This window comes from Candidatus Micropelagos thuwalensis (genome assembly GCF_000469155.1).
Taxonomy (GTDB): domain Bacteria; phylum Pseudomonadota; class Alphaproteobacteria; order RS24; family RS24; genus Micropelagius; species Micropelagius thuwalensis.
On the sequence record NZ_AWXE01000004.1, the window covers coordinates 622825 to 642143 of the forward strand.

Annotated in this window: 16 protein-coding genes; 10 read left to right on the forward strand and 6 right to left on the reverse strand. The window is 49.7% G+C overall.

The window, feature by feature from the left end:
- Window positions 1-40: 40 nt before the first annotated feature.
- Window positions 41-1153: a molecular chaperone DnaJ gene (gene dnaJ / locus RS24_RS07665; protein ID WP_021777636.1), complete on the reverse strand. Its 1113-nt coding sequence runs from the start codon at window positions 1151-1153 to the stop codon at window positions 41-43.
- A 64-nt stretch (window positions 1154-1217) separates the two neighbouring features.
- Window positions 1218-3143 carry a molecular chaperone DnaK gene (dnaK, locus tag RS24_RS07670; protein WP_021777637.1) on the reverse strand — a complete coding sequence of 642 codons (1926 nt, stop codon included), beginning with the start codon at window positions 3141-3143 and terminating at the stop codon, window positions 1218-1220.
- Between the two features lie 224 nt (window positions 3144-3367).
- Here dnaK and RS24_RS07675 point away from each other — a divergent pair, with 224 nt between their 5' ends.
- Window positions 3368-3988, forward strand: a complete 621-nt coding sequence (locus RS24_RS07675) for an alpha-ketoglutarate-dependent dioxygenase AlkB (protein ID WP_038300802.1) — start codon at window positions 3368-3370, stop codon at window positions 3986-3988.
- A gap of 15 nt (window positions 3989-4003) precedes the next feature.
- On the opposite strand, the gene grpE is transcribed toward RS24_RS07675, so the two are convergent.
- Window positions 4004-4669 carry a nucleotide exchange factor GrpE gene (gene grpE / locus RS24_RS07680; protein WP_021777639.1) on the reverse strand — a complete coding sequence of 222 codons (666 nt, stop codon included), beginning with the start codon at window positions 4667-4669 and terminating at the stop codon, window positions 4004-4006.
- A gap of 168 nt (window positions 4670-4837) precedes the next feature.
- Between grpE and rph the strand changes: the two genes are divergently transcribed.
- From rph to hemW, 3 genes are read left to right on the forward strand one after another with little or no spacing between them, the layout of a single operon-like run.
- Window positions 4838-5557, forward strand: a complete 720-nt coding sequence (rph, locus tag RS24_RS07685) for a ribonuclease PH (RefSeq protein WP_038300962.1) — start codon at window positions 4838-4840, stop codon at window positions 5555-5557.
- Window positions 5558-5590: 33 nt separating this feature from the next.
- The gene (rdgB, locus tag RS24_RS07690) at window positions 5591-6226 is read left to right on the forward strand and encodes an RdgB/HAM1 family non-canonical purine NTP pyrophosphatase (protein ID WP_021777641.1); all 636 of its coding nucleotides are present in this window, start codon (window positions 5591-5593) and stop codon (window positions 6224-6226) included.
- On the forward strand, window positions 6211-7395 hold the full coding sequence (hemW, locus tag RS24_RS07695; protein WP_021777642.1) for a radical SAM family heme chaperone HemW: 1185 nt from the start codon (window positions 6211-6213) through the stop codon (window positions 7393-7395). Before rdgB ends, hemW begins: the two co-directional genes overlap by 16 nt.
- On the opposite strand, the gene RS24_RS07700 is transcribed toward hemW, so the two are convergent.
- Window positions 7306-8967 (reverse strand): penicillin-binding protein activator, encoded by a 1662-nt coding sequence (locus RS24_RS07700; protein WP_157833797.1) that lies wholly within the window; start codon window positions 8965-8967, stop codon window positions 7306-7308. The genes hemW and RS24_RS07700 overlap by 90 nt on opposite strands.
- Window positions 8968-9145: 178 nt before the next feature.
- Between RS24_RS07700 and rsmI the strand changes: the two genes are divergently transcribed.
- Genes rsmI through gshB form a run of 4 tightly spaced genes read left to right on the forward strand, consistent with a single transcriptional unit; the run spans window position 9146 to window position 12068 of the window.
- On the forward strand, window positions 9146-10033 hold the full coding sequence (gene rsmI / locus RS24_RS07705; RefSeq protein ID WP_021777644.1) for a 16S rRNA (cytidine(1402)-2'-O)-methyltransferase: 888 nt from the start codon (window positions 9146-9148) through the stop codon (window positions 10031-10033).
- On the forward strand, window positions 10030-10413 hold the full coding sequence (locus tag RS24_RS07710; protein ID WP_021777645.1) for a YraN family protein: 384 nt from the start codon (window positions 10030-10032) through the stop codon (window positions 10411-10413). Before rsmI ends, RS24_RS07710 begins: the two co-directional genes overlap by 4 nt.
- A 27-nt stretch (window positions 10414-10440) precedes the next feature.
- The gene (locus tag RS24_RS07715) at window positions 10441-11109 is read left to right on the forward strand and encodes a BON domain-containing protein (protein WP_192814063.1); all 669 of its coding nucleotides are present in this window, start codon (window positions 10441-10443) and stop codon (window positions 11107-11109) included.
- Window positions 11110-11123: 14 nt separating this feature from the next.
- Window positions 11124-12068, forward strand: a complete 945-nt coding sequence (gene gshB, locus RS24_RS07720; protein ID WP_021777647.1) for a glutathione synthase — start codon at window positions 11124-11126, stop codon at window positions 12066-12068.
- Window positions 12069-12076: 8 nt separating this feature from the next.
- Here the strand turns inward: gshB and RS24_RS07725 are convergent, their stop codons facing one another.
- Window positions 12077-12361, reverse strand: a complete 285-nt coding sequence (locus RS24_RS07725) for a hypothetical protein (protein WP_021777648.1) — start codon at window positions 12359-12361, stop codon at window positions 12077-12079.
- Window positions 12362-12522: 161 nt separating this feature from the next.
- Between RS24_RS07725 and RS24_RS07730 the strand changes: the two genes are divergently transcribed.
- Entirely contained in the window at window positions 12523-14022 is a 1500-nt protein-coding gene (locus RS24_RS07730) for a YifB family Mg chelatase-like AAA ATPase (protein WP_021777649.1), read from the forward strand.
- A gap of 37 nt (window positions 14023-14059) precedes the next feature.
- Here the strand turns inward: RS24_RS07730 and RS24_RS07735 are convergent, their stop codons facing one another.
- Entirely contained in the window at window positions 14060-16321 is a 2262-nt protein-coding gene (locus RS24_RS07735; protein WP_021777650.1) for an NADP-dependent malic enzyme, read from the reverse strand.
- Between the two features lie 158 nt (window positions 16322-16479).
- Between RS24_RS07735 and mutS the strand changes: the two genes are divergently transcribed.
- Window positions 16480-19236, forward strand: a complete 2757-nt coding sequence (gene mutS, locus RS24_RS07740) for a DNA mismatch repair protein MutS (RefSeq protein ID WP_021777651.1) — start codon at window positions 16480-16482, stop codon at window positions 19234-19236.
- The last annotated feature ends 83 nt before the right edge of the window (window positions 19237-19319 follow it).

A 19319-nucleotide genomic window follows, 5' to 3' on the forward strand; every position in this document is an offset into this window, starting at 1 on the left:
AGGGGTTTGCTTTGAGGGCTAGTGCCGAGCGAAGCACCTATCAATCATCAAGGCTTTTGAGAAATTTTTCACTATCGGGGTATAGACCCGGCTTGTTCTCTGCATCGAACTTTTTCAGTAAATCTTTCTGCTTGCGGGAGATTTTCTTCGGTATCTCCACCGCAATCTGGACATATAAATCACCGAAATGACGATTACGCAGGACGGGCATCCCTTTGCCGCGCAGGCGGAATTGCTGGCCCGATTGCGCCCCTTCAGGAATGGTGAGCTTTACTTTTTTGCCATCAAGCATGGGGACTTCAATCGCCCCGCCTAATATTGCTTGTGTCATCTTCACCGGTATACGGCAGAACAAATCTGCGCCATCGCGCTGCAAGAGACTGTGCGGGCGGATGCTTATAAAAACATAAAGGTCGCCCCGCGGTCCGCCGCGCGCACCGGCATCCCCTTCGCCGCTTAGGCGAATGCGTGTGCCGTCCTCAATGCCTTTGGGGACATCAAAGGAAAGATTGCGCTCTTTATGAACATGACCACGTCCGCCGCAATCTGCGCACGGGTCTCTGATCATCCGGCCTTCACCGCCGCAAGCATGGCAAGTTCTTTCAACAGTAAAAAAGCCCTGTTGGGCGCGCACTGTTCCTTGTCCGTTACATGTGCCACACGTTACGGGCTCGGTTCCCTTTTTGGCACCGCTCCCATTGCAGCTTGAGCATGTGACAGCGCCCGTAACTGCAATTTGTTTAGAGACACCATTAAATGCTTCCATGAGATCTATTTCTAGGTCATAGCGAAGGTCATTGCCGCGACTGGGGCCCGCCTGTCGACGGCTGCGGCTTCTGCCGCCAAAGAATTCTTCAAAAATATCGCCCATTGAACCGAAGTCACCAAACCCTGCGCCTCCGGCACCTGCTGCGCCCGAGCCGCCATTCTGAAAGGCGGCATGACCATAGCGGTCATAGGCGGCACGGTTGTCAGCATCTTTAAGACATTCATAGGCTTCATTGGCCTCTTTGAAGTTTTTTTCAGCCGTTGCGTCGCCCGGATTAAGGTCGGGGTGATATTTTTTGGCAAGAACCCTGTACGCTTTTTTTAGCTCAGCCGCATCTGCATCGCGGCTAACGCCCAGCGTTTCGTAATAGTCTCGTTTTTCCAAGGTCAGGCACTCCTGTGAAAGCGCATGTCAGCATGTCAGACAGTCATCCGCTTTGGGAAGTCTGTCAGGATGCTTTCTGTTCTTCATCTGTGTCGTCGTCGCTTACTTCTTCAAAGTCAGCATCGACAACATCTTCACTATCCGTCTGAGCATCAGCCGCCGCATCGCCTGCTGCCTCCGCCTCTTGCTGGGCTTTGTAAACCGATTCCCCAATTTTCATTGCGGCCTGACTGAGGGCCTGAGCTTTGGCATTAATATCATCCAAATCTTCACCTTCCAGTGCCGTTTGCAAATCGGAAATTGCAATTTCTGCGGCATCTTTATCTGCCAGCTCGATTTTGTCTTCATTCTCGGCGATTGTTTTCTCCGTCGCATGAATAAGACTCTCAGCATTGTTTCTGGCCTCGGCAGACTCACGGCGCGCCTTATCGGCCTCAGCATTGGCCTCTGCATCTTTGACCATATTTTCAATGTCGTCATCAGAAAGGCCGCCTGAGGCCTCAATACGGATGGCTTGCTCTTTGCCGGTAGCCTTGTCGGTTGCCGAAACATTCACAATACCGTTGGAGTCAATATCAAAGGCAACTTCGATTTGCGGCACACCTCTTGGGGCGGAGGGGAGACCCTCAAGATTAAACTGGCCCAGTGCCTTGTTGTCTTTTGCCATTTCACGCTCGCCTTGATAAACGGCAATGGTCACGGCAGACTGATTGTCCTCAGCAGTAGAGAAGACCTGAGATTTCTTAGTCGGTATTGTTGTGTTGCGCTCAATCAGACGGGTGAAAACACCGCCAAGAGTTTCAATACCCAAAGATAAAGGTGTTACGTCGAGAAGCAGCACATCTTTAACATCGCCCTGTAAAACGCCTGCTTGAATTGCTGCACCCATCGCAACAACTTCATCCGGGTTCACGCTCATATTAGGCTCTTTGCCGAAAACATTCTTCACGAACTCTCGGATTTTAGGCATACGCGTTTGTCCGCCGACCAGCACGACCTCATCAATTTCACCAGCAGATATGCCGGCATCGCTCATGGCCTCTTCGCATGGCTTGCGGGTGCGCTGGATCAGGTCATCCACCATGCCCTCAAGCGTGGCGCGGGTAAGTTTGGTGTTCAGGTGCTTTGGCCCTGATTGATCAGCCGTTATGAAGGGGAGGTTCACTTCAGTCTGAGTAGAAGAGGAAAGCTCAATCTTAGCTTTTTCAGCCGCTTCTTTTAGGCGCTGAAGTGCGAGCTTGTCCTCGCGCAAGTCAATGCCCTGCTCTTTTTGAAATGTCTCGGCAAGATAGTCCAGGATAACGGTATCGAAATCTTCACCACCAAGGAATGTGTCACCATTGGTTGCTTTCACTTCAAAAACGCCATCGCCAATCTCAAGAATGGATACGTCAAACGTGCCGCCGCCGAGGTCATAAACAGCAATCGTCTGACCCTCTTTTTTCTCCATGCCATAAGCAAGAGATGCGGCTGTCGGCTCATTGATAATGCGTAGCACCTCAAGCCCTGCAATTTTACCGGCGTCTTTTGTGGCCTGGCGCTGGGAGTCGTTAAAATAGGCCGGAACAGTAATAACGGCTTGATCGACCTTTTCACCTAAATAGCTTTCGGCTGTTTCTTTCATTTTCTGCAAGATAAAAGCAGAAATTTGCGATGGAGAATATTGTTCACCCCGTGCTTCAACCCAAGCATCGCCATTATCTGCGGAACAAATTGTGAAGGGAACCATTTCAATGTCTTTTTGTGTGGCAGGGTCTTTAAAGGTTCTGCCAATCAGTCGTTTGACAGCAAACACCGTGTCTGTCGGGTTGGTGACAGCCTGACGTTTTGAGGGTTGCCCAACAAGTCGTTCTCCGTCTTCTGCAAAGCCAACCATGGAAGGCGTTGTTCTTGCGCCCTCTGAGTTCTCAATCACACGGGGGGTATCGCCGTCCATAACAGCAACACAGGAGTTTGTGGTTCCCAGATCAATTCCGATAACTTTACCCATTGTTCCACCTATTCACTTTATTCGTCTATAATTCGTATTTGCGCCTGTTTAGGGCTATCTTAAGTCTTCAAAAAAGGCTTTAGACACCTGAAACAGTTTCACATTTTGCCTTTATCAAGGCCGGTTGAGGTTTATATAAGATTGGGGTTAAGGGACTACAAGGTCGCAACCCAAAAAAATTTAATCACCTTACTTTGAGGGTAAGAAAGCTTTTGGTGTCATTTATGGACTTAAATCACGCAAAATATATTCCGGAATACTGGTCACCCAAGCAACAAAGGGCTGTTTTGGACGCTTTAATGCCTGTGATTGCAAAAGCCCCCTTTTTTAAGCCTCGTATGCCGCGCACCAATCAGCCCTGGTCAATTATTATGACAAATGCCGGGTCACTGGGGTGGGTTTCCGATGTCAATGGTTACAGATATCAGGCGGCTCATCCTGAAACCGGTGAAACATGGCCGCCCTTACCGAATATTTTGCAGGCGGCATGGACTGATTTAACGGGTCTCGATGTGCCGGCAGAATGTTGTCTGATTAATTTGTACCAAGGCCAGCGTGCGAAAATGGGTTTGCATCAGGATCGCGATGAAATTGATAAAAGTTTTCCGGTTCTGTCTTTTTCGCTCGGTGACTCCGCGCGGTTTCGGGTCGGCGGCAAAACCAGAAAAGGCCCAACGCAATCGGTGAAGCTTAATTCGGGAGATGTTGTTATACTGCAAGGTGAGTCTCGTTTGAGCTTTCATGGTATTGATCGCATCATGCCGGACTCGTCCCAGCTCATCGGTGATTATATTGAGGGCGGTGGGCGGATAAATCTGACACTGCGACGGGTAAATCCAGCTTAATTCAGCTGTGAAGGTTTAACCGTCTTTCGCAACCCCAACCTTTGCAGCTCTTAGCAGGCGATCGCCAATCATATAGCCGATTTCCACGACTTCGATAATTGTGCCATTATCCTGCCCTGTGCCCGGCGCTTCATACATAGCTTCGTGGAAATTGGGGTCAAACTTTTCGCCTTCAGGGGCAATCGGTTTTACGCCATTGCGTTGAAGCGCCGCCATCAGGTCGCGCTGGGTGGCGCCGACACCTTCCAGCAGATTGACCATGTTATCAGACAATCCTTCCCGGTCGGTTTCTTCTATGGCGTTGAGGGCGCGTGTCAGGTTATCGCCTACTGACACCATATCACGAGCAAAACCAGTCACGCCGTATCGGAGAGCATCGGACTTATCGCGCTCAGCACGGCGGCGGGTATTTTCTAGCTCAGCCGCCAGCCGAAGCATTTTTTCGTTCAATTCGGCAATTTGTTGTTCGGGATCAATTTCCTCTGGCTCTTCAACCACTTCTGCGGGCGCTTCTTCTAAAGATTTCTTCTCAGTAGGTTCTTCTTCAGATTTTGAAGGCTCCTCTGTATTTTTATGAGATGCTTCTATTTGAGATGTGTCGGCTTTTGGGGCATCTGTTTCCGTTTTAGGGGCCTCTTGATTTTCCGGATTTGTGTCAGTTTCGTTTTCGTGACTCATCATTTCATTCCCTAAATTATCTGATATGGGCTTCAGCACATCTTATTTAGGAGGTATAGCGCGCGAGTTCAACCTTTTGGATTTATTCACCCTTGCTGATGTTCCGTCCAGCCGCTAAACAGATGACTAAATTATAGTTTTCAACGAACAGGACTGTTAATGACACAAATGATAAGACCATCAGGTCGCCAATATAATCAATTGCGATCCGTCACGCTTGAGAAGGGAGTTACTAAACATGCCGAGGGCTCCTGTTTGATAAAAGCGGGCGATACGCATGTATTGTGCACAGCAAGCGTTGAAACGCGTGTCCCGCCATGGCTAAGAAATGGCGGTACGGGCTGGGTTACGGCAGAATACGGTATGTTGCCGCGCTCGACATCTGATCGCATGCGCCGCGAGGCATCGGCTGGTAAACAGTCAGGGCGCACCCAAGAAATTCAGCGCCTTATCGGTCGCTCACTGCGTGCCGTCACGGATCTCGCCGCGTTGGGTGAAAATCAAATCAGTATTGATTGTGATGTGCTGCAGGCTGATGGCGGTACACGAACGGCTTCTATCACTGGCGCTTTTGTTGCGCTTTCACAGGCGGTTGATTGGATGAAAGCCAAACAAATTGTTGATGCTAACGCAGTTGTTATTCGCGATCATGTCGCGGCAATTTCATGTGGTATTTATAAGGATGAGCCGGTGCTGGATTTGGATTATGCAGAAGACAGCAACGCGATTGCTGATGCGAATTTTGTGATGACCGGGAGTGGCACACTTGTTGAAGTGCAGGCCACAGCCGAAGAAAGACCTTTTAGCCAGCAGGATTTTTCTGCTCTTATGATGCTTGCTGAAGCGGGTATTCGTAATCTGGTCGTGCTGCAGAAGCAATCTCTCGGTTAATACAGTTTTTGGTTACAACATTTGGGGCGCTACATGTCTGAAAACCGGAAAGTCTTGTCAGGGAAGATTGTCGTTGCCAGTCATAATGCCGGCAAGGTAACTGAAATTAATGAATTGGTCGCCGCCTTCGGCATTGAAACAATCAGTGCGGCTGACTTGAATTTGCCTGAGCCAGAGGAAGCCGGTGACACTTTTATAGCTAATGCGGAACTAAAAGCCTTGGCGGCGGCGCAAGCGGCAGGTTTGCCGGCACTGGCTGATGATAGTGGGCTAGCGGTTGACGCGTTGGGTGGTGCGCCAGGTATTCATTCTGCCAGATGGGCGGAGGGAGATATTGAGAAGGGGGAAACTCCCGGGCGCGATTTCGAGCGCGCCATGAGAAAGGTCGAGGAAGCGCTTACGCGCATTCCCGATGCGCCCAGAACAGCACATTTTGTTTGTGCGCTAACGCTTGCATGGCCGGACGGACATTGTGAAAGCTTCGAAGGTAAGGTTTATGGTGAGCTGGTTTGGCCGCCGCGCGGGGATCTAGGCTTTGGTTATGATCCGGTGTTCCAGCCTGACGGTCTTGCAAAAACCTTTGGCGAGATACAACCGGAGATGAAACATGCAATGTCGCATCGGGCAGCAGCATTTCAAAAACTTGTTACGGCATGTCTGAAAGACTAGACGCGTCAATAGCAGACTCTCTCGGTGTTTATGTCCACTGGCCGTTTTGCCTGTCAATTTGCCCCTATTGTGATTTCAATGTTCACGTATTTAAAAATGTTGATCAGGATAGCTGGCTGAAAGCCTATGCAGCTGAAATCCAACACCTTGGTAATCTGACGGATTATGCGCACCCCGTGACGAGTGTATTTTTCGGTGGCGGCACGCCGTCACTGGTGCGTCCGGATATTCTTGAAGGCGTTTTAAACGAAATCGCTTCCGTTTGGGGGCTGGCCCAAAATGCAGAAATATCGCTTGAGGCTAATCCTGTTGGGTTGGACAGGCCATTGCTTGAGGATCTAAAGCGGGCCGGCATTACGCGTTTTTCCATGGGTGTGCAATCGCTGGATGACGAGGCTCTTTCATTTCTTGGGCGCACTCATAATGCGGCTGACGCCATTTCTGCTTTCGCCTTGGCGCGGGATCTTTTTGAGTACACATCCCTAGATTTGATTTATTCCCGTCCTGATCAAACGGTTGCCGCTTGGGCGGCGGAGTTGACAACGGCGCTCGCTTTGGCACCTGATCATCTGTCGGCCTATCAGCTGACGATTGAGCAAGGCACAAATTTCGGCAAGTTACATCAGGCGGGGCGACTGACCTTGCCGGATGAAGACGTCCAAATTGGGCTATATGATATCACCCAATCGCTCTGCCATGATGTGGGGTTGGTGACTTACGAAGTTTCAAATCATGCCCGCCCAGGTCATGAGTCTCGTCATAATATACAATGCTGGCAGGGGGCGCCCTATATTGGCATCGGACCCGGTGCACATGGTCGCATTGATATTGGGGGTCAACGCCATGCTTCCATCGGTATTAAACAACCTGCAGCATGGCTCGCATCCACATCAGACATTTCCGTTGGTCACGGTCTCGCCTCACTTGAGTGCTTGTCGAATGAAGAGGTTTTTGAAGAACGCCTGATGTTCGGTTTGCGCCTTGTTGATGGCGTGTCTTTTTCAGATATTTTTAAAAATACCACAGCACCGGATGGCGCGTTAGGCCCCGCAAAAATTGATTTTCTTGTCGGCGCAGGCTTATTGGAGGATCGGCGAGACAGGCTCGTCGCCACCCGCAGCGGGCGTCTTGTCCTCGACAGGCTGGTCGCTGAATTGTTGATCGCCTGAGTCCAGAAATAAAACTCCGTCTTCTGTCTTTATTTCTGTTGGTGTTTCCAAATCATCAGACAGGAACAGCGCATTGAAATTTAACTTAGCGCGGTCAATTTGGACAAAACTATCAGGCGCTTGCGTCACGATTTTATTTTTTCGCCGCCTCACTTCAAGCACGGCTAGGCCCCGCTCATTGAGCCCATCTTCATTAAGGCGGAAAATGCCGTCAATACCTAAAAATCCGTCGGCATTTGTCATCGCTGTATCGTTAAAGGGGTTGTCCGGATTTATGACAGAAAGCGCGGCAGTCAGGCTAACGGCATCATAGGCAAGGCTGGCAATACGACGCGGCTTCTGTCCGTATACTTTTTTGTAGCGGCCTGAAAATGCTTTCCAGCCCCCAGGGTCAGGTGCGGCATACCAGCCGCCAACAAGTGGCGGCTCTTGGCCAAGTTGAGGGTCATCCCACAGGCCGGTTCCTAAAAATTTAACTTCACGCGGATCCACATCAAAATAAGGGAGTAAAGGTGCAAGACTTCTTAGTTTCACACCACCTTCTGGCAGAATAACCGCATCAAAGGGTAGCTCGCCGAAAGTCTCGCGACGCTCAAGTTCTTGTATCTGGGCAAAAAGTTCGGGCGCTTTCTCCGCTAGCGCCTTTTCAAATTCTTCCTCTTCCGTGTTGGGCAGTAAGAGGCGTGCCTCCTCCATAAGCCGCGCCATTTCTTCTTCCTTGGCGAGTTTTCGGTCATCATATTGGGCAAGCTTTTGAACCGGGTCGAACATGGATTGCGCTTCTTCTTGATAATATTCCACTTGTACCAACTCACCACCATAGCGCGTGACCGTCGGCTCTAATGCCGCCGCGATTCTTTGGCCGTAAGGTGTTTCTGGAATGAGTGCTGCGAAACGCTCTTTTCCTTCAAGTCTAGCCGTTTCGATTATTCTTTCTAGATTTTGCTCTGGCAAAAACCCGATAAGCCAGACGCCCTGATGAGCTACAGAGCGGTCATTGGAAAAAGCAATTAACGGTATATTTGCGGATTTGGCGATTGGGGTTACGGCACGAACGGAGTCAGCAAAGACAGGGCCGATAATAATCTGAACGCCCTCATTAAGTGCTGCGCGTGCGGCTCTTACCGCTCCCTTTTTTGTGCCATTTGTGGGCTTCACAATAAGCGTTATTTCAGGGCGGTTAACATCAAAAACCGCCAACTGTGCCGCATTAAAAAGATCGGTAGCAACCTCATTTACGGTTTCATTGCCTGACTCGAAGGGGAGCAACAGCCCGACGCGTATCCGCCCATCATTTATGACCTGGGTGCGGCTCTCTTTCGGGAGGGTGTCGGACCGACTTTCAAATGCTGTCGGTTGATTGCTGGTTTCAGGCAAAGCGCGCAAAAAAGCTTTAGTGTTTTCAACGATGCGATAGTCCAAGGGGCTGGCTGGCGCTTTTTTGCCCGGCATTTCATAAATAGTGCCTTGAGTTACAGAGCCGCGCACTTTTGACCCACTTATACCAGTTTCGCTTGCACAGCCCGCAATAAGGCCAGTCAGCACCAGTGCCATAAGGGTATTTTTTTTCATTTCGGCGTATCTCATCAACATCACTTTACTCATGTTAACAGGTTTAGATATAAATTATGTCCGGAGTATGGCTTTAACATATTCCCGAACTGGCTGAAATACCTATGCTTGGGAAGCTTGAGGCCCACCTTAAGGGATAGGCTCTTGCCATTTGGGGCGAATAAGGCAAAGTCATATCATGACTGACCATACTGTCTCAAAGCCAATGACGCATGCCAAGGGCGGCCTAAAGAGTGGGCTTTATGTTGTTGCTACGCCTATAGGCAATGCCATGGACATTACTCTGCGTGCGCTGGACGTTCTGATGCAGGCAGATAAAGTCTATTGCGAAGATACGCGCATCACTAAAAAATTATTTTCCTTGCACGGTATTCAACGCAAGCCAGATAGCTATCACGAGCATTCATCAGATCATGTCCGGGCAGAGATTTTGTATCACCTTGAAAATGGCCTCACTGTTGCGTTGGTCAGTGATGCCGGAACACCGCTGATTTCAGATCCGGGTTATCGTTTAGTGAAAGAGGTGCGTGATGCGGGGCAAGAGGTTTTTTCAGTGCCTGGTGCTTCCAGTCCGATTGCGGCTTTGAGTATTGCAGGTTTCCCGAGTGACCGGTTTTTATTTGCTGGATTCCTGCCAACTAAATCTGCGGCACGGCAAACTGCTCTGGGAGAATTAGTCGACATTCCGGTCACACTTGTTTTGTTCGAAAGCCCGAAAAGGCTGACGGGACTATTGAAAGATATTGATGCTGTAATGCCTAATCGCGAAGCCGCGATCTGCCGCGAAATGACCAAAGCGTATGAGGAGGTTCTTGTCGGGGCGCCAGCAGAATTGATCGAAACCCTTGATGCCAATGCCTCTGCGCGTGGGGAAGTTGTGGTTCTTATTCATCCGCCCGCTGCGCGCGAAAGAATGTCCGAGGCAGATGTGCGGGAGAGTCTCAGGGTCGCCTTGCAAAGCCAACCCTTAAAAACGGCCGCCGCGCGGGTTGCTGCGCTTTCCGGGTGGTCAAAGCGAGATGTCTATCAATTAGCGTTGACGTTTTCAGAAAATGTAGATGAATGATTTTTACAGAAAAGAAAAAGCTACAAAACAAAAAAATTCAGGCATACAGACGGGGTATACGTGCTGAGATTGTTGCCGGGCTTTATTTGTCGGTAACGGGTTGGCGCGTTTTGGTGTGGCGTTGGAAATGTCCGTTGGGGGAAATTGATTTGGTTGCCAAAAGAGGAAAAATCATTTCCTTTATCGAAGTGAAGGCGCGCCGGAACGAGCAGGCGGCGATTGACTCGATAACAGCGCATCAATGGCGACGGATTTCAAATGCTGCAGATTTATTTATGGCACGGCATGGGCAATACGCTGATTGCTCATGGCGTTTTGATGCGATTATTATTGTTCCGAGGAAATGGCCAAGGCGATTTAAAAATATGTGGCTCGACTAGTATATGGGTTTTGTAAATAGTAAAAAAATGGAAACATTGAAGCATCGAATTAATCGGCATGCTTTAGTTGTTTGGTCGGCCTTATTGCCAGCTTTGGTGTCCCTTGGCTGCACAGTGCCAAGTACGATAGTTGGTGGCATGTCAGCTGTCGGGTCGGCGGCGTTGAGTGCGCCTGGTTTTGAAAGGCGGGTGGATGATGCCGGCCTCATGGTTGCGCTGAACCGCGCGCTTCTTCAAGAAGACGATACACTTCTGCTTAAAATCAAAATTGATGCTTTGGCAGGGCGGTTGATGCTGACGGGTACGGTGCAAGACGAAGCGGCTCAAAAAACCTTGCAGAAGATTGTTGGTGAAACAGATGGCATTCGGCAGGTTTTTGATTATGTACAGGTCAGTGAGGCGCGCAGTTTTTCAAAAGTGGCACGCGATGGTCTTATCAGTGCCCGCCTGCGAACTGCTATGATGACTGACCAAGCCATCTCAGCGGTGAATTTCATCATCAGAACCCACAGAGGTGTGGTATATATTCTGGGTATTGCGCCAACGGAAGAAGAGGCGATACGTGTCGTTAATCATGCCCGAACAATATCTGGTGTGGTTGAGGTTAAGCTTGAGTTTGAAACAGTGGATGAAATGATGCTGGCATTTGCCGCCGCAGAAGAGCTCAGTAATGCAGAGGCATCACACGAGAGATAATCCGGATAAATGAAATGGTTTTAAAAGTCGCAATTCAAATGGATCCCATCGAGTCGATTGATGTAGGCGGCGACAGTACTTTTGCCCTTGGCTTAGAGGCGCAAAAGCGGGGTTTTGAACTTTATTATTACTTGCCTGAAAATATGAGTCTGCGGGATGGTGCGGTTACAGCGCGCATTCGTTCCTTGGCTCTCAAGGACAAAGGCGAAGATTATTTCTCTGCAGGGCCGGAAGAGGTGCGCCATCTGACGGATATGGATGTTGTGTTGATGCGGCAGGATCCGCCTTTTGACATGGCTTATATTTCCGCCACACATATGCTAGAGCAAATTTGTGACCATACGCTGGTGGTCAACAATCCTGTTGCTGTGCGGAACGGGCCGGAGAAAATCCTGCCAGTTCTGTTTCCCTCGCTTCAGCCGCCGACTTTATTGACGCGAGATTCGAATGCGCTGGAAGACTTTAGAGAAGAGTTTGGCGATATCATTCTCAAGCCCGTTTACGGCAATGGTGGCGCCGGGGTTTTCAGGGTTACAGAGCAAGATGAAAATTTTTCTGCCTTGGTAGAAATGTTCATGGTCTCCAACCGCGAGCCGATAGTTGCCCAGCAATATTTGCCCGATGTGCGGCAAGGCGATAAGCGTGTCATTCTTGTTGAGGGTGAGGCGGTGGCGTCGGTGAACCGCATTCCACAGCCAGGTGAGGCGCGGGCAAATGTTCATGTCGGCGGTCGCCCGGAGGCCTCTGAATTATCTGATAGGGATTTTGAAATTGCTAAAACTATCGGGAGTTATTTGAAGGATAATGGGATTGTTTTTGCTGGCATTGATGTGATTGGTGATTATCTCACAGAGATCAATGTAACGTCTCCGACCTGCATTCGCGAAATCGCAGAATTTGGAGGGCCTGACGTTGCCAAGCTCATTTGGGATGCGATAGAGGTTCGGTTGAAGCGTTAAAGCTTCTTTTAAACAGCCTTATCGAGTTGCTCCGGGGTGTATTTTTTGTAGTTTTCTTGTTTTTCAAGGGCATCAACGGCAATAATTCTGGTGCCGCCGCTTTTTGTATCATGCAATTCTGCATGAGGATAACCGCTGAAATTATTAATACGGACAACTGTCCATAGATTCTGAAAGTTGGAAATTTCAAAATCTTTAGACAACCCCATCATGGACAGGATTTTTTTCTTGTTGTGAAAATATTCGACAAAAACATCGCCGATTTTTACTTCTATGCGTTTCTGGTTAAACATAACAAAAGCTCAACTTTGCAACAAAAACAGACAATTAATACTACATAAAAAAGCGCTAATAAACAAAAAATTTCTGCTTGGTCGATTATAATCTCAATTATTTTGTAAGTGTATCTATCTTGTTTTCCCTTTAAATCGGTCCGGCCCAATAAAGAAGAATAATGGTCGCACGTATCAATACACTAGCCTTTCAAGGCATGAATGCTGTTAAGGTGGATGTGCAAGTACACCTCTCCCCTGGCAAGATGGTTTTTAACACTGTGGGATTGCCTGATAAAGCAATCGGTGAAAGCCGTGAGCGGGTAAGAAGTGCGCTTTCTGCAATAGGATTGGGCTTGCCGCCGGAACGCATTACCGTCAATCTTGCGCCGGCTGATTTGCCAAAAGAAGGCAGTCATTATGATTTACCCATTGCGTTGGGGTTAATGGTCGCGATGGGTGCGTTACCTGCAGAAGCTGTAGATGGGTTTGTTGCTATAGGCGAACTGTCCTTGGATGGGCGCATTGGCGGGGTCCCGGGCGCACTTCCCGCTGCAATGGCTGCGATGTCGTGGGGGCTGTGTCTCATCTGTCCCGCCGATTGTGGCCCGGAGGCTGCATGGTCGGGGTTGGGCGCGCCAGACAATCAGGGCATTATCGCAGCAGAGCATATTCTTCAACTGATTAGTCACCTGCGCGAGACACAAACTCTACCTCCGCCTGAGCCTCGTATTGAAACGGCACACGAAGACATGCCTGATATGTCGGATGTGCGGGGTCAACCGGAAGCAAGGCTTGCGCTAGAGGTCGCGGCGGCAGGCGGGCATAATCTTTTGCTTACTGGCCCTCCTGGTGCTGGAAAGTCCATGTTGGCCGCAAGGTTGCCGGGCATTTTACCACCGCTTCAGTCAAGGCAACGCCTTGAAGTAACGATGATTAAGAGTCTCTCCTGTGGCGGGAGTGGGGTGAATATGGCAAGTCATAGGCCTTTTCGCGCACCTCATCATTCGGCAAGCATGGCGGCTTTAATTGGGGGTGGGCGTCAGGCCAAGCCGGGTGAGATTTCCCTTTCGCATAATGGTGTTTTGTTTCTGGATGAATTGCCTGAGTTTTCTCGCCAGACGCTTGATGTCTTGCGCCAGCCCATTGAAACCGGAGAAGTTGAGATTGCTCGCGCGGAAGCGCATATCACCCACCCTGCGAAATTTCAGCTTGTTGCAGCCATGAATCCCTGTCGCTGTGGTCACGCCAATGATCCAGAGCTTGCCTGTCGTCGAATTCCGCAATGTATAAACGAATACCTGGTCCGCCTGTCTGGGCCTTTGTTAGATAGGTTTGATATTCGCATTGAAGTACCGCCGGTATCGTCACGAGATATGTTGTCACCCGATAGCGGGGAGAGTAGCGCTGATATTGCCCGGCGAGTCGAACACGCTCAGAACATCCAGTTTAATCGCAATCAAGGTTGTTTGAATGCCAATCTGGATGGTGAGCTTTTGCGAGACCTCGCAAGGCCTGATGAGGAGGGGCAGGCGCTTATTGATAAAATCACCAATGAGGCCATAAGCTCCAAGCTGACGGCGCGAGGTTATATCCGCATTATAAGGGTTGCGCGGACGATAGCCGATTTGGACGGCTGTGAACATCTTGCCGCAAGACATGTTGCTTCAGCCATGGTATAGCGCGGCGTGACATCAGATGTAAAAGGGTGATGATTATTTAAAAATCATAAGCCGCAATCGCTGCCATGTTGAGCAATTCGGAAGACGTACACCCGATGCGAACAATTTGAACCGGCTTGGACATTCCGATAAGCATTGGCCCAATCACCGTTGCGCCGCCGAGTTCACCCAACATTTTTGTCGAAATAGAAGCGGAGTGAATGGCAGGCATGACGAGCACATTGGCATTATCTTTGAGGCGGGAGAACGGATACATGCTCCGCACATCTTTATTAAGCGCCACATCAGCAGCCATTTCCCCATCAAATTCGAAATCAACGCAACGATGTTCCAAAATCTTGATGGCGTCGCGCACATATCTTGATCTGTCGCCCTCTGGGTGACCGAAGGTAGAATAGGCGAGTAGGGCGACTCTTGGCTCATAACCGAGCGCGCGCGCAGTTTCAGCCGTTTGCTCTGTAATATCCGCCAGCTCTTCACCATTCGGCATGTCATGAACATTAGTGTCAGCAACAAGCACAGTCCGCCCACGCGTCAAAATCATAGAAACCCCTATCATTCTTTTGCCGGGCAGCGGGTCAATCACTTTGGTGACTTGTTCAAGCACTATCGAATAATTGCGTGTTACGCCGGTAATCATCGCATCAGCATCGCCCAGTGCCAGCATGCAAGAGCCAAAAATATTTCGGTCATTGCTGACCATGCGCATCACATCCCTTTCAAGGAACCCTTTACGTTGTAAGCGATTATAGAGATAAGCAGCATAGTCATTAACCCGTTCAGATTTACTGGTATTGGCGATTTCCAGATCATCTCTGTCGCCCAGTCCAATTGATTTCATGTTTTCGAGCACAATTTCATCGCGCCCAATAAGAACAGGCTCGCCCAGACCGGCATCCTTATAGGCAATCGCTGCGCGGATAACTTGTTCTTGCTCGCCCTCAGCAAATATCATGCGTTTAGGTTTCTGGCGGACTTTATTGAAAATAACTTGCAAGGAACCCGCTGCGGGATCGAGGCGCGCTGACAAACGATCTCGATAAGCATCCATATCCACAATCGGCTTTCTGGCAACGCCCGTTTCCATCGCGGCCATGGCCACAGCAGGCGGAATATCTCTAATAAGACGTGGGTCAAACGGCACCGGGATAATGTAATTCGGGCCAAAGCGCAGACGTTCATCATTATAAGCTGCAGCGACCTCATCGGGCACATCTTCCCGCGCTAATGCCGCTAAAGCCTCGGCACAAGCGATTTTCATTTCTTCATTAATCGTTGTGGCTTGCACATCCAATGCGCCACGGAAGATATAGGGAAAGCCGAGCACATTATTTACCTGGTTTGGATAATCTGACCGACCGGTGGCAACAATCGCATCAGGGCGAATTTCATGCGCCTCTTCGGGTGTGATTTCGGGGTCTGGGTTTGCCATGGCAAAAATTATCGGGTCTTTCGCCATTGATTTCAGCATCTCACCCGTCAGTGCGCCTTTTACCGAAAGCCCGATGAAAATATCTGCGCCTTGCATGGCCTCAGCGAGTGTCCGTGAGTCTGTTTTGACAGCATGGGCTGATTTCCATTGGTTCATGCCCTCTTCGCGCCCTGTAAAGATGACGCCTTTTGTGTCGCATAAAATCGCATTATCCGACGGTAAGCCCATCGCCTTTAATAGTTCCAGACAGGCAATACCCGCCGCGCCAGCGCCATTCATTACGACTTTTGTTTCTTTGATATCTCTTCCCGTGAGATGTAGGGCATTGATAAGCCCCGCAACGCAAATAATAGCTGTGCCGTGCTGATCGTCATGGAAGACGGGAATATCCATCTCCTCGCGCAGTTTTTGTTCAATAATGAAACAATCCGGCGCTTTGATATCTTCAAGGTTAATGCCGCCAAAGCTGGGGCCCATATAACGTACGGCATTGATAAATTGATCTGGGTCTTCGGTATCAATTTCAAGGTCAATACTGTCAACATCAGCAAAACGCTTAAAAAGAACAGCCTTGCCTTCCATGACTGGTTTAGACGCGAGGGCGCCAAGATTGCCAAGTCCTAAAATAGCTGTACCGTTTGAGATAACAGCGACCATATTACCGCGGCTGGTTAAATCATAGGATGCGTCGGGATTATCTGAAATCGCGCGCACCGGAACCGCCACTCCCGGCGAATAAGCAAGAGACAAATCTCTCTGCGTCGCCATGGGTTTGGTCGGATTGATTTCAAGTTTGCCCGGCTTGCCGCGACTATGAAATCTCAGCGCCTCACGGTCACCTATATTTTTTTCAGTTGAATCATCCATTGAACACCTACCTTGATGATGTTTACGGTGAAGTGCGATTTATCTCAAGCCCTGAGTTTATTTCATCTGAATGTAATTATTATTTTAACAGATATTTCCCAACAGTAATTTTCGATATCGCGTTTTCCATTGCGGTATGGCTCTGCTAAGATAGTGTCATGCTGAACGCCGAAAACAACATGTCATCAACAACACCAAAAATGCCGACAACAGATCCAAATATCACCCCAATGATGCGTCAGTTTCTGGACATCAAGGCAGACCATCAAGATTTTCTGCTTTTTTATAGGATGGGTGATTTCTATGAGTTGTTTTTTGACGATGCCATTGTGGCTGCGGCGGCATTAGATATCACCCTCACCCACCGTGGAAAACATCTGGGCGAAAATATTCCAATGTGTGGTGTGCCTTTTCATGCCGCCGAGAGCTATTTGCATCGGCTTATCCGGCAGGGGCATAAGGTGGCGATTTGCGAACAGACGGAAGATCCTGCTGAGGCCAAAAAGCGGGGTTCAAAATCTGTTGTCCGGCGCGAGGTGGTGCGCCTCGTAACCGCTGGCACCCTAACGGAAGAGGGTCTCTTGGAGGCGAGGGCGAATAATTATCTCGCCGCGTTCGGACAAACCCGACATGAGGAAAGCCCTGCTTTAGCCTGGGTGGATATATCGACAGGTGACGTGCAGATTTTCGCCGGGAAGTTCGATGCCATTCAGGGGCGTTTAGCTGCCTTAATGCCGCGCGAATTACTTTTACCGGACAGTTTACCACCAGAGAAACAGCGTCTTTTGACTGAAAGTTGCGGTGATGTTGTGGCGACAGAGCTCACCGCCTCACAGGCAAATTCTGAGTCCGGTCATGCGGCTTTAGTAGAAGCGTATCATGTCTCGACACTGGATGGTTTCGGTAATTGGTCGCGGTCAATGTATGCCGCAGGCGGCGCCCTGATTAATTATCTCACCCTTACCCAGCTTGGAAAGTTACCGAACTTAAAGCCACCGCGTTTAATGTCTGCTGATGACAGAATGCGAATAGATGTGGCGACCTGTCAGAATTTGGAGATTCTTCAAAATAAAACCGGTGAGAAAAAGGGGTCACTCTTTGCAGCCATTGACAAAACAGTCACCGGGCCCGGCGCGCGCATGCTGTCGCAAAGGCTTGCGGCACCTCTGGCGCAAAAAGATGCTATTGAGGGGCGGCTTGATGCGATCAGTTTTTATGCAGGGCATGATGCCGAGACCACAAAAACGCGTGAAACCAAACGGTCTATCTTAAAAAATGCGCCGGATATGGCGCGTGCGCTCGGGCGCATGTCGCTGGAAAGGTGCGGGCCGCGCGATTTGGCGGCAGTAAGAGATGGGCTGATGCAGGGCTTTGAATTGGCGGCAACGGCGCTCCCCGATATCACGCCCTGCCCACCACAAATTGAGTCGGTGCTGGCGGCTATTGCGCCTATTCAAAAACCCCTGAAAGATTTGTGTGACCATTTGGCTAAGGCGCTTGCTGACGAACTGCCAGTTCTGACACGTGATGGCGGCTTTATTGCCATGGGTTATCACCCCGGCTTGGATGAAGCCCGTCGCTTGCGAGATGAAAGCCGTCGTGTGATTGCGGGCCTCCAAAACAGCTACCGAGAAGATACGGGCATTAAAGCACTTAAAGTTAAACATAATGCTGTGCTGGGTTATCACATTGATGTCCCGGCGGCACATGGCGACCGGTTGATGACAGCACCTTATGCCGATACATTTTTTCATCGCCAGACACTCGCAAATTCGGTGCGGTTTTCAACCACGGAACTCGCGGAGCTCGCGGGTCAAATTTCTCGTGCCGGTGAAAAAGCGACCGGGCTGGAGCAGGAAATTTTTAGCACCCTATGCGGTGAGGTGCTGGCCCAAGCCGAGGCGGTCAGCCGTGCGGCTGAGGCGCTGGCTGAACTGGATGTGGCGCTGGCACTCGCTGAGCTCGCCTGCGACATGAACTGGGTACGGCCTGAGATTTATGATGATCATCGCTTTTTTGTCGAGGCCGGACGACATCCGGTGGTTGAGGCCTCATTGTCCGGACAGGGTGACAGCCCATTCATTGCCAATGATTGCCATATTCATGCAGATGATAAACAGGGCAATACAGGCCGATTATTATTGCTCACGGGCCCAAATATGGCGGGTAAATCAACCTATTTGCGCCAAAATGCATTAATTGCCGTATTGGCCCAAAGTGGGTGCTATGTGCCTGCTACGAAGGCAGAAATCGGGATTGTTGATCGGCTGTTTAGTCGTGTCGGGGCGGCTGATGATTTGGCTCGCGGACAGTCAACTTTTATGGTCGAAATGGTTGAAACAGCGGCGATATTAAATCAGGCGGGGCCTGCGAGCATGGTCATTCTTGACGAAATTGGGCGTGGTACGTCAACATTTGACGGTCTCTCGATTGCTTGGGCAACCATTGAGCATATGCATGAGATGAATAAATGTCGAACTATGTTTGCCACGCATTATCACGAACTGACGGGCTTGTCGGAGAAGCTTGACAAGGTGACGAATATTACCATGCGGGTTGCAGAATATCAGGGCGATGTTGTTTTTCTCCACGAGGTTGTTGCCGGTGCTGCTGATCGTTCTTACGGCATTCATGTCGCTAAGCTTGCGGGACTGCCCGCCCCTGTGATTGACCGCGCCAGAATACTGCTCGACCAGTTGGAACAAAGTCGTGAACAAGCTGTTCCTGAGGGTGTGCTGGAGAGCTTGCCGTTATTCGCGCCTACGCAATCTGTGGAACAGGTGCAGGTCAGTAAAACGGATAGTCCAGCCGAAAAGTTAAGTCGTGAGATTGCTGAGCTGGATCCGGACAGCTTGTCTCCGAAACAGGCTTTGGATTTTATTTATCGCTTGCGCAATATTTTGGATGACGTGTGAAGATGTAATTTTTCGGTTCCCAGCTTATGTGTAGAAGAGGTTTTGTATATAAAAGGGGGGTTGGATTTTAAGTGAATGGGCTC